Origin of the sequence: Escherichia sp. TW09308 (assembly GCF_000208565.1) — a bacterium.
In the GTDB taxonomy this organism is placed as follows: Bacteria; Pseudomonadota; Gammaproteobacteria; order Enterobacterales; family Enterobacteriaceae; genus Escherichia; species Escherichia marmotae.
Genome location: NZ_AEME01000001.1, coordinates 828716 through 850301, shown reverse-complemented (window position 1 = coordinate 850301; position 21586 = coordinate 828716). Strand labels below are relative to the sequence as shown.

Annotated in this window: 31 protein-coding genes and 2 pseudogenes; 3 read left to right on the top strand and 30 right to left on the bottom strand. The window is 52.4% G+C overall.

Annotated features, from left to right (window positions below; translation table 11 throughout):
• The 17 genes from ESM_RS0104270 to ESM_RS0104195 all read right to left on the bottom strand — a co-directional run bounded on the left by ESM_RS0104270 (position 1) and on the right by ESM_RS0104195 (position 10784).
• Positions 1-2091: a tail fiber protein gene (locus ESM_RS0104270; protein ID WP_000104725.1), complete on the bottom strand. Its 2091-nt coding sequence runs from the start codon at positions 2089-2091 to the stop codon at positions 1-3.
• 10 nt (positions 2092-2101) lie between these two features.
• On the bottom strand, positions 2102-2632 hold the full coding sequence (locus ESM_RS0104265) for a phage tail protein I (RefSeq protein WP_001285310.1): 531 nt from the start codon (positions 2630-2632) through the stop codon (positions 2102-2104).
• Complete coding sequence (locus tag ESM_RS0104260) at positions 2625-3533, bottom strand: baseplate assembly protein (RefSeq protein WP_001121469.1); 909 nt, start codon at positions 3531-3533, stop codon at positions 2625-2627. Before ESM_RS0104260 ends, ESM_RS0104265 begins: the two co-directional genes overlap by 8 nt.
• A 4-nt stretch (positions 3534-3537) precedes the next feature.
• Positions 3538-3885 carry a GPW/gp25 family protein gene (locus ESM_RS0104255; protein ID WP_000127164.1) on the bottom strand — a complete coding sequence of 116 codons (348 nt, stop codon included), beginning with the start codon at positions 3883-3885 and terminating at the stop codon, positions 3538-3540.
• Positions 3882-4517, bottom strand: a complete 636-nt coding sequence (locus tag ESM_RS0104250; RefSeq protein ID WP_001093695.1) for a phage baseplate assembly protein V — start codon at positions 4515-4517, stop codon at positions 3882-3884. The genes ESM_RS0104255 and ESM_RS0104250 overlap by 4 nt, the downstream gene beginning before the upstream one ends.
• A 66-nt stretch (positions 4518-4583) precedes the next feature.
• On the bottom strand, positions 4584-5036 hold the full coding sequence (locus ESM_RS0104245) for a phage virion morphogenesis protein (RefSeq protein WP_001001786.1): 453 nt from the start codon (positions 5034-5036) through the stop codon (positions 4584-4586).
• Positions 5029-5496, bottom strand: a complete 468-nt coding sequence (locus ESM_RS0104240) for a phage tail protein (RefSeq protein ID WP_000917141.1) — start codon at positions 5494-5496, stop codon at positions 5029-5031. Before ESM_RS0104240 ends, ESM_RS0104245 begins: the two co-directional genes overlap by 8 nt.
• A complete protein-coding gene (gene lysC, locus ESM_RS1000000129030; RefSeq protein WP_229456580.1) occupies positions 5459-5722 on the bottom strand; it encodes an Rz1-like lysis system protein LysC in 264 nt (87 codons plus the stop codon). The genes ESM_RS0104240 and lysC overlap by 38 nt, the downstream gene beginning before the upstream one ends.
• Positions 5604-6029, bottom strand: a complete 426-nt coding sequence (gene lysB / locus ESM_RS0104235) for an Rz-like lysis system protein LysB (protein WP_000040665.1) — start codon at positions 6027-6029, stop codon at positions 5604-5606. Before lysB ends, lysC begins: the two co-directional genes overlap by 119 nt.
• A complete protein-coding gene (locus ESM_RS0104230) occupies positions 6017-6442 on the bottom strand; it encodes a DNZ54_00345 family protein (RefSeq protein ID WP_000736579.1) in 426 nt (141 codons plus the stop codon). Before ESM_RS0104230 ends, lysB begins: the two co-directional genes overlap by 13 nt.
• Positions 6443-6456: 14 nt before the next feature.
• Positions 6457-6954, bottom strand: a complete 498-nt coding sequence (locus tag ESM_RS0104225) for a glycoside hydrolase family 24 protein (RefSeq protein WP_001144114.1) — start codon at positions 6952-6954, stop codon at positions 6457-6459.
• Positions 6954-7235: a phage holin family protein gene (locus ESM_RS0104220; protein ID WP_000123123.1), complete on the bottom strand. Its 282-nt coding sequence runs from the start codon at positions 7233-7235 to the stop codon at positions 6954-6956. Before ESM_RS0104220 ends, ESM_RS0104225 begins: the two co-directional genes overlap by 1 nt.
• Before the next feature lie 3 nt (positions 7236-7238).
• On the bottom strand, positions 7239-7442 hold the full coding sequence (locus tag ESM_RS0104215) for a tail protein X (protein ID WP_000846399.1): 204 nt from the start codon (positions 7440-7442) through the stop codon (positions 7239-7241).
• Positions 7442-7951 (bottom strand): head completion/stabilization protein, encoded by a 510-nt coding sequence (locus ESM_RS0104210; RefSeq protein ID WP_000988633.1) that lies wholly within the window; start codon positions 7949-7951, stop codon positions 7442-7444. Before ESM_RS0104210 ends, ESM_RS0104215 begins: the two co-directional genes overlap by 1 nt.
• 99 nt (positions 7952-8050) lie before the next feature.
• The gene (locus ESM_RS0104205; protein ID WP_000203452.1) at positions 8051-8794 is read right to left on the bottom strand and encodes a phage terminase small subunit; all 744 of its coding nucleotides are present in this window, start codon (positions 8792-8794) and stop codon (positions 8051-8053) included.
• A gap of 3 nt (positions 8795-8797) precedes the next feature.
• Positions 8798-9871 carry a phage major capsid protein, P2 family gene (locus tag ESM_RS0104200; RefSeq protein WP_001248553.1) on the bottom strand — a complete coding sequence of 358 codons (1074 nt, stop codon included), beginning with the start codon at positions 9869-9871 and terminating at the stop codon, positions 8798-8800.
• 58 nt (positions 9872-9929) lie between these two features.
• Positions 9930-10784: a GPO family capsid scaffolding protein gene (locus ESM_RS0104195; protein WP_001085948.1), complete on the bottom strand. Its 855-nt coding sequence runs from the start codon at positions 10782-10784 to the stop codon at positions 9930-9932.
• A 173-nt stretch (positions 10785-10957) separates the two neighbouring features.
• Here ESM_RS0104195 and ESM_RS0104185 point away from each other — a divergent pair.
• Together ESM_RS0104185 and ESM_RS0104180 are read left to right on the top strand one after the other, a co-directional pair.
• Positions 10958-12729 (top strand): annotated as a pseudogene (locus tag ESM_RS0104185) (terminase ATPase subunit family protein).
• Positions 12729-13763, top strand: coding sequence for a phage portal protein (locus ESM_RS0104180; protein WP_000038199.1), 1035 nt, complete (start codon positions 12729-12731; stop codon positions 13761-13763). The pseudogene ESM_RS0104185 and the gene ESM_RS0104180 overlap by 1 nt, the downstream one beginning before the upstream one ends.
• Before the next feature lie 394 nt (positions 13764-14157).
• Here the strand turns inward: ESM_RS0104180 and ESM_RS1000000128895 are convergent, their stop codons facing one another.
• The 13 genes and pseudogenes from ESM_RS1000000128895 to ESM_RS0104120 form a co-directional block, all read right to left on the bottom strand.
• Positions 14158-14610: a hypothetical protein gene (locus tag ESM_RS1000000128895; RefSeq protein ID WP_000340109.1), complete on the bottom strand. Its 453-nt coding sequence runs from the start codon at positions 14608-14610 to the stop codon at positions 14158-14160.
• Complete coding sequence (locus ESM_RS1000000128890; RefSeq protein ID WP_202799032.1) at positions 14582-15094, bottom strand: hypothetical protein; 513 nt, start codon at positions 15092-15094, stop codon at positions 14582-14584. The genes ESM_RS1000000128895 and ESM_RS1000000128890 overlap by 29 nt, the downstream gene beginning before the upstream one ends.
• Positions 15095-15159: 65 nt before the next feature.
• The gene (locus tag ESM_RS0104165; protein ID WP_000379685.1) at positions 15160-15891 is read right to left on the bottom strand and encodes a hypothetical protein; all 732 of its coding nucleotides are present in this window, start codon (positions 15889-15891) and stop codon (positions 15160-15162) included.
• A 223-nt stretch (positions 15892-16114) separates the two neighbouring features.
• Positions 16115-16321: a hypothetical protein gene (locus ESM_RS1000000129025; RefSeq protein ID WP_010376529.1), complete on the bottom strand. Its 207-nt coding sequence runs from the start codon at positions 16319-16321 to the stop codon at positions 16115-16117.
• Entirely contained in the window at positions 16321-16773 is a 453-nt protein-coding gene (locus tag ESM_RS0104160) for a DUF3850 domain-containing protein (protein ID WP_004099442.1), read from the bottom strand. The genes ESM_RS1000000129025 and ESM_RS0104160 overlap by 1 nt, the downstream gene beginning before the upstream one ends.
• Positions 16773-19058, bottom strand: coding sequence for a replication endonuclease (locus ESM_RS0104155; RefSeq protein ID WP_000268581.1), 2286 nt, complete (start codon positions 19056-19058; stop codon positions 16773-16775). Before ESM_RS0104155 ends, ESM_RS0104160 begins: the two co-directional genes overlap by 1 nt.
• Entirely contained in the window at positions 19048-19323 is a 276-nt protein-coding gene (locus ESM_RS0104150) for a DUF5405 family protein (protein WP_000027664.1), read from the bottom strand. Before ESM_RS0104150 ends, ESM_RS0104155 begins: the two co-directional genes overlap by 11 nt.
• Positions 19320-19544, bottom strand: a complete 225-nt coding sequence (locus tag ESM_RS0104145; protein WP_001283062.1) for a TraR/DksA C4-type zinc finger protein — start codon at positions 19542-19544, stop codon at positions 19320-19322. The genes ESM_RS0104150 and ESM_RS0104145 overlap by 4 nt, the downstream gene beginning before the upstream one ends.
• Positions 19544-19847, bottom strand: a pseudogene (locus ESM_RS01000000124035) (DUF5405 family protein). The gene ESM_RS0104145 and the pseudogene ESM_RS01000000124035 overlap by 1 nt, the downstream one beginning before the upstream one ends.
• Positions 19847-20071, bottom strand: a complete 225-nt coding sequence (locus ESM_RS0104135; protein WP_000557703.1) for a DUF2732 family protein — start codon at positions 20069-20071, stop codon at positions 19847-19849. The pseudogene ESM_RS01000000124035 and the gene ESM_RS0104135 overlap by 1 nt, the downstream one beginning before the upstream one ends.
• Positions 20072-20134: 63 nt before the next feature.
• On the bottom strand, positions 20135-20635 hold the full coding sequence (locus tag ESM_RS0104130) for a hypothetical protein (RefSeq protein WP_000217679.1): 501 nt from the start codon (positions 20633-20635) through the stop codon (positions 20135-20137).
• Entirely contained in the window at positions 20632-20829 is a 198-nt protein-coding gene (locus ESM_RS1000000129020; protein WP_001333116.1) for a hypothetical protein, read from the bottom strand. The genes ESM_RS0104130 and ESM_RS1000000129020 overlap by 4 nt, the downstream gene beginning before the upstream one ends.
• A complete protein-coding gene (locus ESM_RS0104120; protein WP_000405022.1) occupies positions 20805-21077 on the bottom strand; it encodes a Cox family DNA-binding protein in 273 nt (90 codons plus the stop codon). Before ESM_RS0104120 ends, ESM_RS1000000129020 begins: the two co-directional genes overlap by 25 nt.
• Before the next feature lie 152 nt (positions 21078-21229).
• On the opposite strand from ESM_RS0104120, the gene ESM_RS0104115 reads away from it, so the two are divergent.
• A complete protein-coding gene (locus tag ESM_RS0104115) occupies positions 21230-21523 on the top strand; it encodes a helix-turn-helix domain-containing protein (RefSeq protein WP_001192857.1) in 294 nt (97 codons plus the stop codon).
• The last annotated feature ends 63 nt before the right edge of the window (positions 21524-21586 follow it).

Below are 21586 nucleotides of genomic sequence, written 5' to 3'. Positions count from 1 at the left end.
TTACACCTGTGCGACGTTATACCATGTGCCATTAATGTATTTTTGTATTGGTCTGAATACTGCCGGATCATCGCCATCAACTTCGCCGACAATGCCAAGCCCTGTAATTACATGGCCTGATTTCTCATACATCACGCCTTTTTGCATGGTCTGAACAACACGCGTACCCAGGCGAACATCTTTCACATAGCGGGAATCAAAATTTCCGTAATCTGATGGGTTAACACGTCCAGTAACACTCAGGCCATGCCCCATTGACACTCCGCCATTGGCGTTATTGATAGTCAGCGGTCTTAAACCGTTCCATGTTCCAAATTTATCGCCAGAGGCCGTCAGCATTAAATATGTGCTGCCGCCATCATTCCTGATAAAGAATCCATAATTGCCATAAGCAATGCGCAGACCATTAGCACTGAGCGATGTAATTTCACCTCTTGAACGAAGACCATAAGCAGAGCTGAGTGATAATTCTTCCTGAGCATCAGTATTACCTGTCGCCCAGCGAATTACCCCGCCCTGTACTGTTTCATGCCAGATAGTGTCTCCTTCTCCACCACGAAACTTTCTGAGATATTTTTTGCCGCCTCTGGTGCCGGAACATAAGGCCGTAGACATATAGGCATTCTGGCTTCCACTATCCTGATTAATAGTTCCAGACATAGAATCGCCGTAACGGTTCCAGTCACGCCGCCAGCCAGGAGCATAGTTGTCCCCGTGGTTAATATAAGTAAATTGCGCGCTTGTAGCGCCCCCACCGCTTGATGTTGTTGGTGTGGTAATACGAATAGTCATTGCAGACTTTATGCCCATTACCTCAATAACAGCGCCAGCAAGATGAATATTGCCACAGCCAGTATCGGTAATAAGTTTATTATTGGCATATGACCAGGAGCCTTTACACATCCAGTATGGGTGATTAAAAGCACCTACCGAATCAAGCCACTCAATAAACTGGGCTGTAGTCCAGTCTCCACCTTCGGTGCTCAAAGCGCCGCTATAAGCACGACAGGCACCAATATTTTTCGTGAAAGTATCCTTTCCCGGAATATCCGCACCGTTCTTATCTTTCTGAAGACGTTTTTCAGCATTATCATAGGCAGACTTCACCGCTTTTGGCGTTGCAGCCAGCGTTTCAGAATCGCTGTTGATGGCACTACTGAGCTGAACAAGACCTTTCCGCGCCGTGGTGGCATCCTGTGCAGTGTATTTCCCGTTAGCAAGGTCATACGCTGTCTTAACCGCCTTTGGCGTTGCCGCAAGCGTTTCAGAATCGCTGTTGGTGGCGCTACTGAGCTGGACAAGACCTTTTCGCGCTGTGGTGGCGTCCTGTGCGGTGTATTTGCCATTAGCAAGGTCATATGCTGTCTTAACTGCCTTTGGCGTTGCTGCGAGCGTCTCTGATTCGCTGTTGATGGCACTACTTAGCTGAACAAGACCTTTTCGCCCCGTGCTGGCGTCCTGAGCGGTATATTTTCCGTTAGCAAGGTCATACGCTGCCTTAACCGCTTTCGGCGTTGCAGCCAGCGTTTCAGATTCACTATTGGTCGCGCTGCTTAACTGAGTAAAACCTTTTGCAGTCAGTGAGGCGTCCGGGTGGCGTCGTGACTGTTCGTGCTCTGCAATTTTGTCATCAACGTAATCCTGCGTCGCCATCACCGTTGTGGTGTCGATGGTCAGATCCACTGAGGCCACACTGCTGACGATGATGACCATGCGGCAGGTCTGCGAACGCCCTGAGCCTTCGGCAAGAGCGGGCTTATAACTTTCGGCCATGTTCGCCACAGCAATTAACGTTCCCGCATCATCGTACAGGCCAAGCTCACGCATCCAGAAACCGCCCACCTCCGGCGGAATAACCAGCTCTGCAATAATATAATTACTGTTTCGTTTGTCCTGGCTGATTTTGTTCAGCGCATGTCGCCAGACTTCATGAATAAGCCCGGTCTGTCCGGCATCCGGGACAGGCAATTTACCACCGCCATCCCCGACGGCCATCGTGGTAATGTTGACCTTCCGCCCTCCCGGTGCGGTTGCCGCTGCCAGCTTTGCTGCACCGGCAGTGGTGATAACGGTTCTGAATTTTGTGCTCATTATTCCTCACTTATCCGGGGTAAACCGTAATTACATCGCCGTCATAAGCCACACCACCGGCGAACAGATAGCCGGGAATGTCCTGGATAATGTTCAGGCCGATAAGGTGGCGACTTGCGGGTTTGGCATCGGCAATCAGCCGTTCCATTTCCAGATACATTTCCTCTGTGATGCCGCTTTCCAGTACACCAATATCGAGCCGGAAAGTGCCGGGCGGGTCATTGTTTTCCCACCACTCCGTCACGTTGATGAGATAGCCGAGCGGCTCCACCACGCGTCGGATTGCGCCGACAGTGCCTTTATGACAATGAATGAAATAGGCATCGCGAATAACGGCGCGTTTTGTCGCTTCCGGCCACTTTTCATCCCACCTGTCGACCGAAAACGCCCACGCCAGCCACGGCAGCAGATTTGCCGGACAGGTGTCCGGGTTCCACAGCTCACGAATACTGACCGGCGTTTTTTCAATTTCCGCACAGGCTTTTGCGGCAGCAATTTCAAGCGGTGATGAGCCGGTCGGCAGCAGGCGCGAATCACTCATCCGAGCCTCCGGTCACGACGCGGTATTCGGTACAGAAAGACGCCTGCGTACTGTTGAGCACGATGTCGGCCAGCGGTGCAGTCAGTTCGACACGCTGCACGCCTTCCACATGCAAAGCGGCATAAATGGCAGACAGACGGATGTCGCGCCCCAGCCGGTGCTGTGCCGTGATATACGCTTCCAGTTTTTTCACGGCGGCAGCGCGAATGGGTTCGCTTTCGGGGCCAGGGTAAAGGTAAAGCGTGGCGTTTATCTGGTATTCAACGATGGCGGCAGACTGCACGGTCACGCGGTCGGCCACCGGTCTGACGTCCTCGCCATTCAGGGCGTTACGCACCACGGCCAGCAGGTCTTCGGATGCGACACCGTTATTTTCACGTGACAGCACGGAGATGGTGACGCAGGCCGGAGACGGACTGGTGACAGAGATATCCGCGATACGCCCGTCGGCACTGCGACCATGATACTGATAGGCTCCCACCGACCCGGCGACGCTTAAGCCCTCAAACGCCTGCTGAATACGCAGACGATAATCGGTGTCAGACTCCATCACTGCCGGTGTCGGCGGGATGGTCGAATCATCTGCCGGGGTGATAATCAGGCGCGTGGTGTTGTAATTGGCACCAATCACATCAAGGTCATTACCGGCGGCACAGGCCAGCATCACCGCCCGTGCGGCCTCATTCACACGCTGACGCCAGATAAGCTCGCGATAAGCATTTTCCTCCAGCAGTTTGACGAGAGGCTCGGATTCCAGTGTCAGGGTACGGGCGACCGCCTCCTGCTGGTCTTCCGGGTAAAGGGAAATCAGTGTCGCCTTGCGTTCGGCAAGAATGGTTTCAAAGTCCAGCTCCTCGACCACATCCGGTGCGGGTAGCTGGTTCAGGTCGATAATCGGCATGGTTTCAACTCACAGGGATGGTTAACGAAAGTGGCTGGCCGGTGTCGTTGTGCTGGCCGGTTAACGTGACCGTCATTCGCCCGTCAAAACTGCGCTCAGTGGTGACGGATGACAGGGTGACGCGGGGTTCCCATTTCAGCACTGCCATGTAACAGGCGACCTTAATCTGCAACTCAAGCGCCGGAGTCTGCGGCTGGTCAATCATTGACGCCAGCAACGAGCCGTAATCACGACGCATCACCCGTGAGCCGACCGGTGTGCGCAGGATATCGCCGATACTCTGGCTGATATGTTCAAGGTCAGTGACAGTCAGGCCATCACTGCGATTCATTCCGAGATAACGCGCTGTCATAGAGGACTCCCGGTTGTGCCGCCGCTGTCGCCGGGGTGTTTATGGGTATGCAGTACCTTACCGTTTGATGAGAGTTCACCGCCGGTGTGTTCAATGTTGCCGCGCATCGTCCCGCCCTTCTGCACTTCCAGCGTGCCGGTAGTCAGCTTGTTAGTGCAGACCACTTCCGGTGTGTCCAGGGTGACGCGGGTTGATGCTTTCACCGTGACCACCGGCACCGTGGCAGTAACAGAATCAGAAGCCGTCACGCTGGCCGTTTTAATTCCGCTTACCGTGAGTACACTGGTTTCAGGTTCATACTCAATCACCGCCCCGTCAGGGAAACGGATATGCAGGGCATCCGCCGACGCAGACGGTGCGGGGTTATCGCCGGAATAAATCCCCGGCAGAACGAACGCCGTGTCGAGTTCACCGCCCACGGCCAGAATCAGCACCTGTTCCCCCACGGAAGGTGCCCACCATGTGCGCGAACGTCCGGCGCGATGGGTCAGCCACTGAAGCCAGTCGGTGCACATGCCGCCGGTCTGCACACGGCAGCGACCGGCATTAAGGTCGGTTTCGACGATAATGCCGGAGCGGATCATGTTGCGCAGTGCGCGCGCGAGTTCCTGAATATTTGCGAGAGTGTTCATAACGGGAAGGATGCCGCCGGGTCATACCGGCGGCAATGTGACGATGAGGTGTCGGGAATGGCACAACTAACGGTCGAGATGAGCCAGGATAATCTCTTCAATCATCTGCACATCCTCACCGGTAAAGCCGAGCAGAGGACGCGCCGGATAATCAATTTTCTTACCGTCTTTCCGGGTTTCTTCCGACAGACCGAACTGATGCACACTGGCGATTTTCGGCGACTTCCCGCCGTAAAATTCCATTGATGCCTGTTCCGGGCTGGCGCGGATATGCAAAAAACGACTGGTGATAAGTTTCGCAAACATTTTTCGCTTAACGCGACCGGTCTTTTTTCTGGCGCTCTGCTGCTGGCGTGGCGCGTAGGGTGTGCCGTCCGGGGCTTTCTGTGCCATCACCCGACGCTGCTGACTCTGCCGCAGACGCTTCGCCAGCTCTGCACTCAGCCGCCGACGCCCTGACGGTGACAGCGACTCAATAAGTCCGGTCAGCCGGTCTTCAAAACGCTTAAACTCATTCATCCCACTTGCTCACCAGTTCGCCATTGATATACAGCTCCATCGGGCGGGTGACCGGCTCCGGCGGCGGGGGTTCCGGAATATTCTTCACATGCAGTGCGCCGTCCACCTCACTGACCAGCGTGCGCTCGGTCAGCATCAGGCTGATGCTGATATCAAAGCTGCTGTCATTGTTGATGTCTGCATAAAACGTGAAGCCCTTTTTCTGGCCTGCGTCGGTGGTCATGATGTCGGGCTGATTTTCCCGCAGCCACGCCAGCACCGGCACGATGAGCAGGTCAAAATCACCGGTAAAGTCGGTCACAATGACATTGAGCGTGTAACGCTTTTCGAATGACAACGACGCCGCCAGTGTGGAGGCAATACTCCCGTTATCCACGAATATCCGCAGCATATCGGGGTTAGTTTTCAGCACCGTGACGGCATCAGTCAGCGCCCTGCGCAGGCTGTCGGGTTTGAGCATCGTTTTCGTCCTGACAGTGTTTAATCATTTTTACCTGGCTGGCACAACGTGCCAGCGCGTTCTCAAGCTGCCGGATATCGGCACTTAAATCGCCGTTCGTCTCCGGGTCACTGCCCGGCATCGGGCAAAGACTCACTTTCGGGCAGGCGTTGGCGACAATCACTGGCGTCGGTGCAGGCCGGACGCTGGTGCAACCGGCGCACAGCATCAGGCAGGTCAGCGCCATACCAGCGGCGAAAATCCTCGTTTTCATTAAGTAACCTCGTGATGGTTTTCTCGCGCTGTGCTTCACGCTTCGCGGCGTTCTCCAGTTCCTGACGCAGTGCCACCTGCGCCAGCTCGTTTTTTTCTGCCCTGGTGAGCGCAACATGAAGCTGATTTTTCAGCATGGTGATGGTCGTCTGCTGCCCACTGGCGACGTTGTTCGCCCTGTCCAGCGAGGCGCGCAGGCTGGCATTTTTGTGTTTCACCAGAAACAGACCGGCCACCGCCAGCGATAACAACACGACCAGCACAATCATCAGCTTTGACATGGTTCCCGTCCCTCAAGACGCTGACGACAGGCTTTACGTATCAGCCGGAAAAACAGCGACGCCACAAGATAAATCAGCGCGGTAAAAATCCACCCGGCAGCGACCAGCAAGATAAACGTCGCCACCATCACCACCAGAGCCGCTGCCCGCCTGCGCCACGGCACCGGCTGCAAAAACAGCGACGTGACAATCTTCACGGCCAGCGATTCCGGCGGCAGCTCCCGCCCGTAGCGTTCCAGCACATACTCAGTGGCATACACGCCGACACCACCGGCAACCACACAGATAACCGTCGCCAGAATCGCCCAGGTGGCGACAAAATTGACGGCCACGCTCTGCGGGTAAATCAGGGACAGTGCCAGCATCAGCGCCAGCGACACGTTCAGCATCAGTGAAAGGGATAATTTCTTCATGGTGTTTACTCCGTTTAAGCCGGTACGCCGCCAGCGGTACGCCAGACGGTGACCAGTTTTTCCAGTGAATGCTCACGCTGACCGTAACCGGCACCCGGCAGGGACGCCCAGATATTGCGACAGCGTGAAATGGCGCGCTCAATGCGTCCCGCCCGGATGTCATCCAGTGCACCGCGTTCGCGGATCAACTGAATGGCGAGTCTGTCCTGTGACAACGGACTGAAATCCGGCAGGGCAAGCTGTTTGCGGTAATGCGGCCAGAACAGGTAAAGCTGCTGATAGCGCCCGGAGGCCGTGGATTTTTCACCGCGACGGTTAAACACCTTCGCCGGTCGGCCATGTGCGAACGGGTGGTCACTGTAGTCGGTGAAGATTTCCGGCGTCCCGTCCAGTCCGGTGACTATCACGTCATAGCCACGGTTTTTCGTCAGCGGATGATTCGCCGTCCCTTCGGACACCGCCAGCATGTCGAGAAAGGCAGCGATATTCTGGTGCGTGTTAATTACCGGCATTACGGTTTCCCCCTGCCCTTAAAACGACGCTGAATGGCAATCTCAATCACCTGATAACCGGCGATACCCAGCATGGAGCCGATGCCGCACACCGCAGGCAGTGACAGGTCAGGAAACTGCACCAGAACAACACCGGCAACCATCGAGACAAAACCACCGAGCAACATGCGTCCGATAAACAGACGCGGGGTGATGGGTTCACCACCGGCAAGCACCTTGCCGACAACAATCAGCACCCCAATCATGAAAAGCGACAGGACGCTTTTTTCTTCTGCTGTCATGCGTTACTCCCACAGATTGACAGTTTCAGCCACGGGCGCGGTCTGAACGTCGGGCAGTTCGACGGCGGTGCCGTGTGGCAGCACCGCACCCAGTTCAGCCAGTCCCGGATTTGCGGCGAGCACGGCTTCGACCACGCCCTCAGTGCGCCCGTAATACCGGACACAAATGGCGTCGAGCGTGTCGCCCTGTAGCGCAAAGGTCTTCATCAGATTTGACTCACGATGCAGCGCGGCTTGTCCTGGATACGCGCCACCGCCCAGCGCATATCCCGCCACAGCTCATCAATGGTGCTGTCAATGCTGTCAGCCTTCTTGTCGCCTTTCGCACTGGCATCCACGCCGCGATAACGCTCATAAAGCGACGCGGTCGCCATCGCACACACGGCGCGCTCGTAGTAAAAAACTTTGATGCTTTCACCGTCGATATCGTCCGCCGGGACGTCCGCCAGACGCGTAAAACCGGCGGCAATTTTCTGTTCGCGGTACTCGTACAGCTCCGCATTCGTTTCAGCCATTCCTGACTTGATGGCCTCACGCAGACGAGCGGGGGCGACGGTCTGCTCAAGGCGCATACGTTCCCGGACGCGCTTCGGGTCGATATCGGGGAAAAAGAACGTGTTTTTAATCACCGGCTCGTCGCCTGCCGGTTGCGGGATGACCACCGTACCCTCACCGGACACGGGAGCCTCCTTTCGCGGAATAATCAGCGTCATCATGACTACCTCTGAAAAGTCGGGCGGTGGACGCCGGTGCAGTGTCAGGTGATTCACCGTCACTGACCGGCGTGCCGCCCTGGCGCGGGGCGCATTCGGTTGTTAACTGGCTTTCTTTTTCGGGCGTCCACGTTTTGCCGGTGTCACGCTCCGGGTCTTACGCGGGGTACGGGTGGCCGCTTTTGGCTGCGGCTCCGGCTTCGGTTTCAGCTCCCGCTCCAGTCGTTCAATCTCTTTTTTGACGCCTGCCTGACAGTCGAGCTGTGTCGCACGTTGCAGATGCGCCAGCGCCCCTGCGGCATCACCACCGTCACGCAGAAACAGACCGGTGATTTTGTGCAGCTTTGCGCGCACTTCATCAGGCATGTCAGCCGTGGCGGTCAGTGCAAGGGTCTCCGTCAGCAGGCGGGTATCCACAGACTCACCGGCAGCGTGAGCGCGCATGGCCGCGAGTGCCACTTCCTCGGTGAACATGTACGGCGGGGTGCGGCGGTGTTTACCCGGCATGGTCAGACCGTACTTCAGGGCATAACGGGCAATCTCCAGCGCACCGGCAATATCGCCGGTATCCAGACGCCACAGCATGACAGTCATCAGAATGTCATCCTGTGCACCTTTACCCTGCTCCAGAACGCCGTTCACCCACGGCAACCAGAACGGCAGCAATTCGCGTTTTTTCGCGGCCTTCAGCTCTTTTGAATAAATCGCTTTCAGTGTGCGCTGGTCTGCGGCGAGCTTAACCAGCATCTGCTCATAGACAGTTGCATGTCGCAGCGGGGCGGCTTCCCGCTGCGCGGTCATCGCTGCCGAGACCCGCATCATGTGGCGCTGTGCGGGACTCGTCATCGGTTACGCTCCCGGCTCTGCGGTCGCCTTAGCCGGTGTGGAGAAATCACCGACCTTAATTTTTTCCACCAGACAACCGGCGGCGTAGTCTTCCACCACGTAATCAATGTTCATTGACTCGTAGTTCTCCACGCGGTCGAGTTTCGGGTTTTCCTCAATCACGCGGCGATGGCTGTCATCCATGTAGTAGATGGACAGGTTTTCCAGCTTCGTGATGAGCATCGCATCCGCCGGGAAGTACGGAACACGTACCGCGGGCAGATTACCGATGCGTTTCTGGCTGATGATGACGTCAGCGGCCAGCATTTCGCTGTTGTCCTGCTCCTTGTTGACGATGGGGAAATATTTGTCCGCCAGTAGCTGACGCCCCACAATCACCACAAGGTCAGGGTCTTCCTGATACCACGGTTCAATCAGGTTGTTGGTCGCATCCATCACCAGTGCGTCAAGGCTGGCATAATCACCGCCCTTACCCACGCGGATAACCTCAGAGGTGGTGTGCCCTTCCTCGTCAGTGACCTTGCTCATCACGCGCGCCGGTGCTTCATTGCGGTATTTCTGCAGCCAGCCGACCGCCACATCCTGCAGCATCGGATTACTGCTGCGGTCAGAGGTTTCGGCACGCTTCACGCCGTTAAAACCGGCCATGATGAAATCAAGGGACTGGCGTTTGATAATGGCGTTACGGATACGGAGCTGGAAATCCTGATAACGCGCCCACAGATCCAGCGTTTTGTAGCGAATATAAAAATCGAAGTTAATCTGGTCGCATTCGTACTTGTTTGACGCCAGCTTCGAGAAGTCCTTCGGCTGACGCTCGGTGCCACCGGCGGTGTCGGTGGTGCTGGCGATGGAGCCGGTGACACCAATACCAATTTTTTCCCCTTTCATTTCGCTGACCGGCACAATGTTGATGCGGGTCAGAAAATCAGAGGACTCCTGCATGGTGTTCATCAGGGTCTGGGTGACCGACGGTTCAACGGTGAATTTTTTCGACACATCACCGGCGTCGATGCCGTTCAGTTCGGCAACACGGGACAGGTAGGCATTAAATTTAAAGCGGGTTTCCTGGCGCATAGTTTTTCCTGAAATTAAGGGTTAATCGTGAAGGTTTTCCCGGACTGACTGACGCCGGTCAGCAGTTCGTCATCAGAGCGTCACCGCCACCGCCGGTGGCTTTGCTGCGGCGCTGCTGGGTCAGACTTTCGGTGTGGTCGAGACTGTTTTTCAGGCGGGTGAATGCCTGACTGGTTTCATCCGCCCTGTCAGTCACATCCTGCTTAAGTGCGGAAAAGGCGGTTTCCATCTCAGCAAGGCGCTGCTCAGTGGCGCTCAGTTTTTCCTGCACATGCTCAGCGACAGCGGTCACCGCTTCATGCACGTCATTCAGACGGGCGTCATCGCTGGCCTGTTTGCGGCCAAAAATGGATTTCACCTTTTCGGTCAGGGCGGTGAACACGGTTTCAGGCAGGTCTTCAAATTCCAGCTCAACAGGCGTTGCCACTGAAATCAGGTTTTCAGGGCTTAATTTGAAGCGGTTCAGAGGGTTGTGTTTTGCCGTGCGGCAGAATTCCAGGTATTCCGTGCCGAGGCTTGCCGGGTCATCGGTGACGGCCAGACCCACCAGATAACATTTGCCTGTATTGGCAAAGTTCGGCTGAATTTCCATTGAGGTATAGACCTTCTGCGCGGCCTTGTTCATCGCGATAAGGTCATCGGTCGGGGTGATTTTCGCAAACAGCGCCCATTTGCCTTTCAGCGCCGAATCATCGTCAATCTTTTCGGCCTTCAGTTCGGCCACATCGCCATAACGTTTAAAAATACCGTCAGGCAGGATGCCGCGCAGATGTTCCAGGTTAATGCGGCAACCATAGACACGCGGGTCAAAGGTTTCGGCCATTTCCTGAATATCCTGCGCACTGATGACACGCCCGTCACAGGTGTCACCCTCAACGCCGATACGAAAGAATTTTGAGACTTTTTTTGCCATTGTCAGGAGTCCTGAATAGTGATTAGAGGAGTCACATGTCGGCATCAGTTTCCCGACGATGCGCATCCTCCGCCATCAGTCCCGGATGGCTTATCACTGACACAACAGCACCTTAGCGAATCGCGGGGCGCGACTCAGTAGCCTTGCCGTGTATTCATCACGGCGAGGTATTCATGACCATCACCACAGACACCACTCTTTTACACGACCCGCGTCGTCAGGCGGCGCTGCTGTACTGGCAGGGATTTTCCGTGCCGCAGATTGCCGCCATGTTGCAGATGAAACGCCCGACGGTGCAGAGCTGGAAACAGCGCGACGGCTGGGACAGCGTTGCCCCCATCAGCCGTGTCGAAATGAGCCTGGAAGCGCGGCTGACCCAGCTCATCATCAAACCGCAGAAAACCGGCGGTGACTTCAAGGAAATTGACCTGCTGGGACGCCAGATTGAACGACTGGCACGGGTAAATCGCTACAGCCAGACCGGCAACGAGGCAGACCTTAATCCGAACGTCGCTAACCGCAACAAAGGCGGGCGGCGCAAACCGAAAAAGAATTTTTCAGTGACGAGGCCATCGAAAAGCTGGAGCAGATTTTCTTTGAGCAGTCTTTCGAATATCAGTTGCACTGGTATCGCGCCGGGCTTGAGCACCGCATCCGCGATATCCTGAAATCCCGCCAGATTGGCGCAACGTTTTATTTTTCCCGCGAGGCGCTGCTGCGTGCCCTGAAAACCGGTCATAACCAGATTTTTCTGTCGGCCAGTAAAACGCAGGCGTATGTGTTCCGTGAATACATCATCGCCTTTGCCCGTCTGGTTGACGTTGACCTGACCGGTGACCCGATTGTCCTGGGCAATAACGGCGCAAAACTGATTTTTCTCGGCACCAACTCCAACACCGCGCAGAGCCATAACGGCGACCTGTACGTCGACGAGATTTTCTGGATCCCGAATTTTCAGGTACTGCGTAAGGTGGCATCAGGTATGGCCTCACAGAGTCACCTGCGCTCGACCTATTTCTCCACCCCGTCCACGCTGGCGCACGACGCCTACTCGTTCTGGTCGGGTGAACTGTTTAACCGGGGACGCGCCAGCGCCGCCGAACGCGTGGAAATCGACGTCAGTCATAACGCCCTTGCCGGTGGTCTTCTCTGTGCGGACGGCCAGTGGCGGCAGATTGTCACCATTGAGGACGCCCTGAAAGGTGGCTGCACGTTGTTCGACATTGAGCAGCTCAAACGCGAAAACAGCGCCGACGATTTTAAAAACCTGTTCATGTGTGAATTTGTTGACGACAAGGCATCGGTGTTCCCGTTCGAGGAGCTGCAACGCTGCATGGTCGACACGCTGGAAGAATGGGAAGACTATGCGCCGTTTGCCGCGAATCCGTTCGGCTCCCGCCCGGTATGGATTGGTTACGACCCGTCACACCGTGGCGACAGCGCCGGATGCGTGGTGCTGGCACCGCCGGTGGTGGCCGGTGGCAAATTCAGAATACTTGAGCGTCACCAGTGGAAAGGCATGGACTTTGCCACTCAGGCTGAATCCATCCGCAAACTCACCGAAAAATACAACGTCGAATACATCGGTATTGATGCCACCGGCCTCGGTGTCGGCGTGTTCCAGCTCGTGCGCTCGTTCTATCCCGCCGCGCGCGACATCCGCTACACGCCGGAAATGAAAACCGCAATGGTGCTCAAGGCAAAAGACGTCATCCGCCGTGGCTGTCTGGAATATGACGTCAGCGCCACCGACATCACCAGCTCGTTTATGGCTATCCGCAAGACCATGACCAGCAGCGGACGCAGCGCCACCTATGAGGCCAGCCGCAGCGAGGAAGCCAGCCACGCCGACCTCGCCTGGGCGACCATGCACGCCCTGTTAAATGAGCCACTCACCGCCGGTATCAGCACTCCGCTGACATCCACCATTCTGGAGTTTTACTGATGAGCAAGAAAAAAGGGAAAACACCGCGACCAGCGGCAAAAACAATGACCGCCAGCGCCCCGAAAATGGAGGCATTCACCTTTGGTGAGCCGGTGCCGGTACTCGATCGCCGTGACATTCTGGATTACGTCGAGTGCATCAGTAACGGCAGATGGTATGAGCCACCGGTCAGCTTTACCGGTCTGGCAAAAAGCCTGCGTGCTGCCGTGCATCACAGCTCCCCGATTTACGTCAAACGTAATATTCTGGCCTCGACATTTATCCCGCATCCGTGGCTTTCCCAGCAGGATTTCAGCCGCTTTGTGCTGGATTTTCTGGTGTTCGGTAATGCGTTTCTGGAAAAGCGTTACAGCACCACCGGCAAGGTCATCAGACTGGAAACCTCACCGGCAAAATATACCCGCCGTGGTGTGGAAGAGGATGTTTACTGGTGGGTGCCGTCCTTCAACGAGCCGACAGCCTTCGCGCCCGGCTCCGTGTTTCACCTGCTGGAGCCGGATATTAATCAGGAGCTGTACGGCCTGCCGGAATATCTCAGCGCCCTTAACTCTGCCTGGCTGAATGAGTCGGCCACGCTGTTTCGCCGCAAGTATTACGAAAACGGTGCTCATGCCGGATATATCATGTACGTCACTGATGCCGTGCAGGATCGCAACGATATCGAAATGCTTCGCGAAAACATGGTTAAGTCAAAAGGCCGCAACAACTTTAAAAATCTGTTTCTCTATGCCCCACAGGGGAAAGCCGACGGCATTAAAATTATCCCCCTCAGTGAAGTGGCAACAAAGGACGATTTTTTTAATATCAAAAAAGCCAGCGCCGCTGACCTGCTGGACGCGCACCGCATCCCCTTTCAGTTGATGGGGGGCAAGCCGGAGAACGTCGGGTCGCTGGGTGATATTGAGAAAGTGGCAAAGGTCTTTGTCCGCAATGAGCTTATCCCGTTACAGGACAGGATCCGCGAGATAAACGGCTGGCTCGGTCAGGAGGTCATCCGCTTTAAAAACTACTCACTGGACACTGACAACGGCTGAACATCGCCGCCTGCGGGCGGCTTTTTTACACCCCGTCATCACGCCCTCACACGCTCACCACCGCACAAAACACCCCACAGACACACCAACGCCCCGGCGCACAATCTAAACGCCATCACGACGCGCTCAGACGCTGAAAAAATAAAATCAGCACCACCGCCAGCGCGCAGTGCTTTCCCCGCCTCGCCCGCCCGCTTCATAGGGCGGTTTTAATGCAGTTGCACGAACAATCCAGATTCGCGCCAGCTCTGACAATATACTGTCAGAGCAGGCACGTCTGACGCATGCAAAAAAATGCATCTTTTGTATGCAATGCAGAAATCAAACAAATTTGAGTATAAATTAACGATGAGTCCTATGATTTTTAACTTCATCCCTAGCAGTTAACAGCAAATTAAAAGTCTTTATCTGCCTGATACTGCCCTGAACAGTAGTAACAACGATACTCAACATCACCATCATCCATTGGCCAAATGCTCATTTCGCTGCTGGGAGCCTGCGCACCACAACAATCGCAAGCAACATCAATATCATCACTATCTTCATTCTGACAAAAAGTGCATTTGTAACCCGTAGAAGACTCATCAGAGGGAATCATTGTGTCGTTAGAACACTCAGGACATTCATAAACTTTCCAATCGACCAATTCATAAAATTTATGCCTAACCCCATAAAAAGCTTCAGCCTCTCTTTCTTCAACTTCTTTCTTGGCTTCAGAGAGCCGATGAGAGTATTCATCAGCTAAAGTTTGAAATATCTGTAAGTTATCTGCACCGACTTCATCTTCAAGATTAAAAAGATCGAAGATATCAATAAACTCAGCTACCCCCCCGGACGAGGCGTCCAATACACAAGCGCGCATCTTTAGGAGTAAGTCTGAATTGATAATGCTCAATATCATTTCTTAAATTCTTTATCCAAGCTATATCATTACAAAAATCAATATCTACAAAATCAACCCCAGTTATGCCGCATTTCTCACACTTAGCAAAGTTTAGTGCCTGATCTAAGGTTATCGTATATGGCTTAGATTTCCCTTCAATGAACCTTCCTAAATCAACGCCATCCTCGATAATTTTATTATATGCGTCTAAAAGACTGATTGATTCTTGCTTTGCTCTTGTAGCTATTTGTTTATAGCAATCGGAATACAGTAAATTTTCATCTACTGTAACAATATATAACTTCAACACCAGCTCAAGAAAATGTGACAAATGCAAGATAGCAAATTTATATTGCCGCAATTCTCCTCTCTGCCCTAACTCATACTTTGCTAAAGCTTCATTAAAACTATCAATAGCATTCTCTTGTAAATCCAGTTGATATTCCATTACATCACCTAAAAAATTCATATTTATATGAGTGCAGAAAACCATTCAGCACTCATTGCTTATAATCAATTATCTAATATTGATACAACCTCTCCCGTTCGTATGTCGACGCGCGCAGCTATAGTCTGCTTAACCACTCCACCATAAGCATTAGTACCGCGAAACGTAGTTTTCACAATAGCGTACGGGTCTTTATTCAAAACCAAATGATATACCGTTGACACATGTTTATAAGATGAATCATCGTTCATATTATCTTTAATTAGTTTTTCCAATGGACGATAAGAACCATCCCAACCACTAAAATTACTCTGAAATGTATCAAGATTGATTTTATTGTTTAGTGAATTCGGGTCATTTTCATAATCATTAAAGCACCACCCAAGAACATCACCGAGTTTCAACTCATCATCTTTGGTAAATGTATACTCACTCATGCAGGCATAAAACGCATCTGACGCGGTGGCTGGAACTTCCTTAAAATCAATGTAACTATTCACAATATCGTGTCGTGTTTTCTTTGACTCGTTCCGATATTCCTTGAGTGTTTTTTCACCATATTCGAATGTTTTTTGGACTTTGTGTTCTGCAACGGTTGATGTTTCAGTTTTAGCAACTGGCTGGCTTTTTTCTGTTGGATAGAGTATTGAACCAATTATGCTCAATACAAAACCTCCTCCGAGATAAACCGCACTTGCACGTTTGCGGTTTGGCATTCGCACCAGTGATGGCTTGATTAACCCGATGAAGAAAGCAACGAAAAAAGCGAGTGATAGAAAAGCGATTATAGTATCCATAGCTATCCTTTTTGCATCATCCACATAAAAAATCGACCTCATGTTAGCAACAGGATGCTTACTTTTGAATATTTGTAAGTTGTTGGCTCTCCAACCTAACTCCTTTCAACCGTCAAAAACCGGCACCAACGCAGTAAAAATATGTCTGTCAACTAACGCCTCGCTTCGCTCGTTGTTCAACCCCGCCAGCCCTGAAAACAAGTTTCACGACTGGCGGCGTTCTCTATCGTCTGCGTGGTGGTGGCGTAACTCTTGATTGACCGATATGATTAAACCGCCCGTAATTATCCCGGACTATTTCGGCACACCCGACCAGCTCATCGGGCGTCATATTTTCGTTGACCATAATCCGCTGTAAACGCTGAACAATAGCCATCAGCTTGATATTTTTAGTTTTATGGTGCGGTATCTCGCCTGGTATTCTGTGCATTATCCAAGCCACCCGTTTTGCTGTGCACGCTCCATCTGTTCATCTGAATAGTTCCATGCTCCATCCGTGGCAACCATTGCCCCGCCAGACATCCCCGTCTCTGGTTCATACATAACAGCAAGGCCGAGCTGATGCATAATTTCATGATTAATTCTGAATACCAGACCACGCTCACTAAGTTCTTTCCAGTTCACAATCTCATATGCGCCTGTATTAAGCAGCTCAATACTTAGCAAGACATAATCTTCCAGCCAGTCTGACAGGTCAGTAACATCTGTTATCCGGGCTTCAACCTTTCGCCCCGTATACACACCCTGCACCCATTCATGCAAAATCAACGTGTCCCCGTGCTCATAATTACGGTCATTTTTCCGAAACTCTGCGCGTTTCTTTCCTTCCAGCACAAGGTCGAAATATTTTGCGTGCAGCTTTACCTCGTGAATTTTTGCCATCATCTCCACTCCATTACTGTTGAGAATCCCGGCCACTCATCAGCGACCGGATACGTGAATTTTTTCCCGTCATAATTTACGGTCGCGCCACGCGCCAGCGCCTCAAGCTCCCATCGCTGCGGCCTGATACCGTTCTGAGCAAGGTCAACGCGGATACGGGTAATTTGCATTCTTTCCGACCGGGTCAGTCTGGCCGATGGTGCAATTTCATGTGGTTTTAACGGGCTTCCGTTTCTTTGCTGACGGTTTGGTGTTCTCAGGTCGTGTTTTAATGCGCCCCTGAGCGCCCTCACGACCTCCGGGTCATTCCATTCGATAACACCATCATCAACCAGATTAAGCACTGCTGCGGCGTGTTCAGAAGGTGTGGGAGCCGGTAACGAAGTATCACCACCGGTGAGCTTTCCACAGTTATTGACAGGACTCCGAGGCGCGGCGATGCCGCTTTTTAAAGTCAAAGGCTCAACGACCGGCACTTTCGGCACAATGCGCCAGTCCGTGGTTCTGGTGATATGAATATGACGCGCGCCGAGATGCGGCGCGTAAATGCCGACCACTCTCTCGACTTCTTCCTCGTACTCGTTAACGTCATCCGACGGACTACGGGCGACCCTGACAGTCTGACAATCGCGCGGGACATTTGCCCCGCCCTGCGCGCTGATATACAGCGCAAAATCACCACTGTCTGCGGCGGCGCGTGCAGCCTCGACGCGCTCGTCAAACTCATCAGCAATGCTGACGCCGCGAGGCAATTTGCGTAGTTCACGGTAAGCCCCCATTGTCGGCAGGCCAACCGTTTTAAATTGCGGAATACGCCACGTTGACGCCCATGCGGTAACAGCCGCGGCAGTATCTTTCAGCGGCCTGCCGGTATCGTTATCGAGCAGCCCATCCAGTGCATAGCCGTCGATATTTTTTGAGATGTATTTCGCGATATACCCCGCAGCACCGCCCCGGTTAAGATGTTTTGCCTGAAAACGGTTTCGCGCGGCTCCTCTTTCGTCGCCATCCTCTTTGAGCGCATAGCGACGCATGATTTCGATAATCTGGTTACGCTGGCGTGGATTACAAAAAAGCATCATATGCCAGTGCGGCGTTCCGTCGTGGTGTGGCTCGACGACACGCAAACCGTAGACCTGTAAATCATTATCCTTGAATGCCGTGCGCATCAGGCTCCAGATACGGCAGAGATAACGCTGCGCATCCTTTGGATTAAATGCCTCATCGTTCCAGCCGTGATTAAGCTGCACGGTTTTACTTTCGCCTTTTCCGACCTGACGTGTCGGGTGATACTTTGACGGCGCGGTCAGCGTGATAAACATCCCCACATCACCCTCTGCAGCGGCGTAACGCTCAATACCGGCAATGGTGTTCATCAGCTCCATCCGGCGAATTTCAGGATTAGAAATACTGCCCATCACCTTACTGATAAGGTCGATGCGCTCGCCGGTTTCCCTGTTTTCAAGGTCACACGATTTAAGAAACTCCAGATTTGCCTGGCGGCGCGCACGCACATCACGAATGGCATGTTTACTGGCATAAGGAGAACGGTCTTTATTGACCTCCCCGACAGCAATCAGTAACGCCTCATGCCAGCGCATACGCTGGCCTTTAAGCTGACTAATCCACCACTCATCGTTAAACAGACGGGCAATGGCAGAATATGCCTGCCTCGTGGTCATCTGCCCTTTACGGTATTTTTTCCAGTAGAGAGGGGAAATATTGAAAGCACGTGCAGCGCCAGCAACATGACCATACAGATGTGCCTGCGCCTCATCCGTAAACAGCGATTCTTTTTCGCCATGCGCATCCACCCAGGCATCGCAGAGTTCCTCATACATCATGAAAAGCTGTGATGAGATACGGGCGGCAAACTTTTTCAGCTCCTTGTCATTCATTCCCGGCAGGCGCGCATAGTGGTCACGCTCTGCCAGAAACAGCAACGACGCGTCGGTGTTCATTTCATGGCGCTGATTCACACGCTCAATGCGCGGCCATAAACGACGCTGAAAAGTGGATGTGAGGAAATAAAACCCGTGCACCGGGCTTTTATTGCGCCGGATGTAGTCATAGCGTGAAGTAAACAGCGAGCGCAAAAAGTAAGGCAGGCGGTTAATCGTGGATAAAACACCTTGCACCTGACGCATCTCGTCACGTGTAAGGGGTCTTTCGCGCCCGACGGCCTCGCGTGGCGCGTTCCATGCATAAGCACCGGTAAACGCCTTACCGGTGCCTGCGGCAAATGCTGACGGAGGGACAAAACGCCCGGAGGCTTTAACGGCCATATGAGCCAAAAGCCTCTGAACAACGCTTGCTGAGTTGCTCAACCTGCGCGTTTAAATCAGCAAAAGACTTTGCGCTTCCGGTCAGAATATCGTGATGCATCAGGCCGGAAACGAGCTGGCTTAATTTCGGGTAATAACCAACCACCGCCAGCCATTCCTGACCGGCGTTTTTACCGCTTTCAGCTCTCTTTTTCTCGTGGAGAATAAACTGAAAGCTGTCACTGGTAACGACATAACGTTCGCCAATTTCAATACGAATACTCATGCCGTTCTCCGGTAATGTTTGTTTTTTGCTTCAAAGACTGACTGACAGGAAACACAACGCGTGGCTGACGGATAAGCCGCACGACGGGCAGCAGGTATTGGCGCGTCACACTCTTCGCAAACCAGCGCAGAAGCACCGCAATGTTTTACCCTTGCCACGTTAATCTGGCGCTCCAGTAATTCAGCCTGTTGTTCCTGAATAAAATCTACGTTGTCCGACATTACCAGCTCCTTTTATCGTTCAGTTTCTTAAATTCATCAGCGCAATAGCTGGGCGATTTCTGTCGTTAATTTTGTCAGTTCATCCACGGAGGAAATTTGCTTGTGAAATACAGCACGTTTAACAAGTAAATTGACCACATCAGACAGGAGGTTTAATTCGTTCTGATAAATCGCGAAAACAGATTCAGTTATTTCGCGTTTTTCTTTATCAAACCTAAGTTGAATAAGAGACAAATCGCCATTCTCCATAACGGCGATTTTTAAGGCGTTATTCAGTAATACAACTGAACGAGAACAGGACATCAAAGCACCTCCCCGCGAGACAATCCGATGTTGTGAAATTTTTCCGACTCCTGACTGAGCAGCTCGACTATCTCCACGCGGGATAACTCCGCCTTTGTGATGTGGCGAATCATGGCGTCAAGATGAGAAGAAAAGCGCGTCGCTGCGTCGGCCTGTGCTTCGGTTCTGGCCTGTTGCAGCAGTAATGCGTATTTACCGCACTGATTTTCAGAAACTGTATGCATGACTTTCTCCAGGCAAAAAGAAGCCCCGCACAATTAAGTGCGTTAAAAACTCTGGTTAATTACTTAATGCAGATATTGCTCTGGTTTTACCGACGTCAGAATTGTCGGTGCATACTCAAACAGACTGAATAATTCACGTAATGCACGGAATAAAGCATCACGCCAGTAACATGATTCTTCATTAATTCGCCAGTATGGCTGGTTAAATTCTTTTTCTGTCAGTCGTGCGTGCATAAATAAAGTGCGACGCTGACTGACTGTTAAAAAACTAATATATGCATACTCACTTGCGCCAACCTGACGGCGTTTTGAGAATGCCCCACGCAATTCATCAATTGCACATACCAGTCGTTCACGTTCGACGTCGTTCATTTCTTCAAAACGCATCGTTGCGTGACGCTGTTTTAACTGCGCATGAAAGCAAACCGTTAGCCGTTCGCGTTCCATCATCTGATTATAATAATCACATGTCTCCTGCCAGCGAGGGACGGCCAGATGCTTGCCAATTATCCGGCGCATAGCTGCTGGCTGTTTTTCGACGAGATTAAGTGTCATCACTGTCATTTCCAGACCCTCCGGCTTTTCAGAAAGGTCAGAGCCTTCTTTAACGGACTCTGTTTTTTAGTGCGGATAATGATTCCTTTGCGACCCTTCCCGTGGGTGATGGTGAAATCAATCGCCCTGGGGCTTTCGTTACGCAATAACTGAGCAATACAACGCGGTTCACTCATAATCACAACCCCATCCACAAAAGCCATGCATCACGCTGTTCAACCGGTCGGTTATAAAACGCCTCTCGTACAGCGCGATTAAACTCTGGAATGAAAACCCACTTCTCACCGACACGAGCGTTCGGCTTACTTGGATCACGAAGCTCAATAACTGGCAATTTATTCTCTTTTACCATCTTGACTACAGCCGTTTCTGGCTTACCAAGTAACTCTGCAAATTTAACCGTATGTACCGCATCAAGCGGGTACTGAATCACATAGTCATTGATTTCCATTGATTAGCCCTTTTTGCTTTCGTGTTACCCTTATTAGATCCAGTCCCTTCTAGGTCGCCCCTGTCCTTTCTAGGGACTGGCTGACACACTCAAAAGGTCACCAATACACAACCTTTTGACGGGAATATAAGTCACCAATAGGTTACTGTCAAATGCAGACATTCGAAAAACTGAAAGCGATTAGGAAAGCAGAAGGCTTAACACAGGCGAAATTCAGCGAAATTAGCGGGATAGCTCTAGGAACAGTCAAAAATTACGAAAGTGGGCATAAAGACCCAGGTCTCAGCATCGTTATGCGAGTCACAAATACACCTTTATTTAAAAAATATACGCTCTGGTTAATGACTGGTGATACGTCACCACAAGCTGGTCAGATCGCACCGGCTCTCGCACACATTGGGCAAAAACCAACAGAATCAGACCACTCCGAGAAACAGACTGGTTAACACTCTATAAACATTACATTTTCACCATTTGTTACCAAGATGGTGAATACAGCGTCAGAGGGC

Bases quoted from the DNA above. Each gene is read 5' to 3' on its own strand.
- ESM_RS0104270 (WP_000104725.1), bottom strand. From the start codon at position 2,091: ATGAGCACAAAATTCAGAACCGTTATCACCACTGCCGGTGCAGCAAAG.
- ESM_RS0104265 (WP_001285310.1), bottom strand. From the start codon at position 2,632: ATGAGTGATTCGCGCCTGCTGCCGACCGGCTCATCACCGCTTGAAATT.
- ESM_RS0104260 (WP_001121469.1), bottom strand. From the start codon at position 3,533: ATGCCGATTATCGACCTGAACCAGCTACCCGCACCGGATGTGGTCGAG.
- ESM_RS0104255 (WP_000127164.1), bottom strand. From the start codon at position 3,885: ATGACAGCGCGTTATCTCGGAATGAATCGCAGTGATGGCCTGACTGTC.
- ESM_RS0104250 (WP_001093695.1), bottom strand. From the start codon at position 4,517: ATGAACACTCTCGCAAATATTCAGGAACTCGCGCGCGCACTGCGCAAC.
- ESM_RS0104245 (WP_001001786.1), bottom strand. From the start codon at position 5,036: ATGAATGAGTTTAAGCGTTTTGAAGACCGGCTGACCGGACTTATTGAG.
- ESM_RS0104240 (WP_000917141.1), bottom strand. From the start codon at position 5,496: ATGCTCAAACCCGACAGCCTGCGCAGGGCGCTGACTGATGCCGTCACG.
- lysC (WP_229456580.1), bottom strand. From the start codon at position 5,722: ATGGCGCTGACCTGCCTGATGCTGTGCGCCGGTTGCACCAGCGTCCGG.
- lysB (WP_000040665.1), bottom strand. From the start codon at position 6,029: ATGTCAAAGCTGATGATTGTGCTGGTCGTGTTGTTATCGCTGGCGGTG.
- ESM_RS0104230 (WP_000736579.1), bottom strand. From the start codon at position 6,442: ATGAAGAAATTATCCCTTTCACTGATGCTGAACGTGTCGCTGGCGCTG.
- ESM_RS0104225 (WP_001144114.1), bottom strand. From the start codon at position 6,954: ATGCCGGTAATTAACACGCACCAGAATATCGCTGCCTTTCTCGACATG.
- ESM_RS0104220 (WP_000123123.1), bottom strand. From the start codon at position 7,235: ATGACAGCAGAAGAAAAAAGCGTCCTGTCGCTTTTCATGATTGGGGTG.
- ESM_RS0104215 (WP_000846399.1), bottom strand. From the start codon at position 7,442: ATGAAGACCTTTGCGCTACAGGGCGACACGCTCGACGCCATTTGTGTC.
- ESM_RS0104210 (WP_000988633.1), bottom strand. From the start codon at position 7,951: ATGATGACGCTGATTATTCCGCGAAAGGAGGCTCCCGTGTCCGGTGAG.
- ESM_RS0104205 (WP_000203452.1), bottom strand. From the start codon at position 8,794: ATGACGAGTCCCGCACAGCGCCACATGATGCGGGTCTCGGCAGCGATG.
- ESM_RS0104200 (WP_001248553.1), bottom strand. From the start codon at position 9,871: ATGCGCCAGGAAACCCGCTTTAAATTTAATGCCTACCTGTCCCGTGTT.
- ESM_RS0104195 (WP_001085948.1), bottom strand. From the start codon at position 10,784: ATGGCAAAAAAAGTCTCAAAATTCTTTCGTATCGGCGTTGAGGGTGAC.
- ESM_RS0104180 (WP_000038199.1), top strand. From the start codon at position 12,729: ATGAGCAAGAAAAAAGGGAAAACACCGCGACCAGCGGCAAAAACAATG.
- ESM_RS1000000128890 (WP_202799032.1), bottom strand. From the start codon at position 15,094: ATGGAATATCAACTGGATTTACAAGAGAATGCTATTGATAGTTTTAAT.
- ESM_RS0104165 (WP_000379685.1), bottom strand. From the start codon at position 15,891: ATGGATACTATAATCGCTTTTCTATCACTCGCTTTTTTCGTTGCTTTC.
- ESM_RS1000000129025 (WP_010376529.1), bottom strand. From the start codon at position 16,321: ATGCACAGAATACCAGGCGAGATACCGCACCATAAAACTAAAAATATC.
- ESM_RS0104160 (WP_004099442.1), bottom strand. From the start codon at position 16,773: ATGGCAAAAATTCACGAGGTAAAGCTGCACGCAAAATATTTCGACCTT.
- ESM_RS0104155 (WP_000268581.1), bottom strand. From the start codon at position 19,058: ATGGCCGTTAAAGCCTCCGGGCGTTTTGTCCCTCCGTCAGCATTTGCC.
- ESM_RS0104150 (WP_000027664.1), bottom strand. From the start codon at position 19,323: ATGAGTATTCGTATTGAAATTGGCGAACGTTATGTCGTTACCAGTGAC.
- ESM_RS0104145 (WP_001283062.1), bottom strand. From the start codon at position 19,544: ATGTCGGACAACGTAGATTTTATTCAGGAACAACAGGCTGAATTACTG.
- ESM_RS0104135 (WP_000557703.1), bottom strand. From the start codon at position 20,071: ATGCATACAGTTTCTGAAAATCAGTGCGGTAAATACGCATTACTGCTG.
- ESM_RS0104130 (WP_000217679.1), bottom strand. From the start codon at position 20,635: ATGACAGTGATGACACTTAATCTCGTCGAAAAACAGCCAGCAGCTATG.
- ESM_RS1000000129020 (WP_001333116.1), bottom strand. From the start codon at position 20,829: ATGGCTTTTGTGGATGGGGTTGTGATTATGAGTGAACCGCGTTGTATT.
- ESM_RS0104120 (WP_000405022.1), bottom strand. From the start codon at position 21,077: ATGGAAATCAATGACTATGTGATTCAGTACCCGCTTGATGCGGTACAT.
- ESM_RS0104115 (WP_001192857.1), top strand. From the start codon at position 21,230: ATGCAGACATTCGAAAAACTGAAAGCGATTAGGAAAGCAGAAGGCTTA.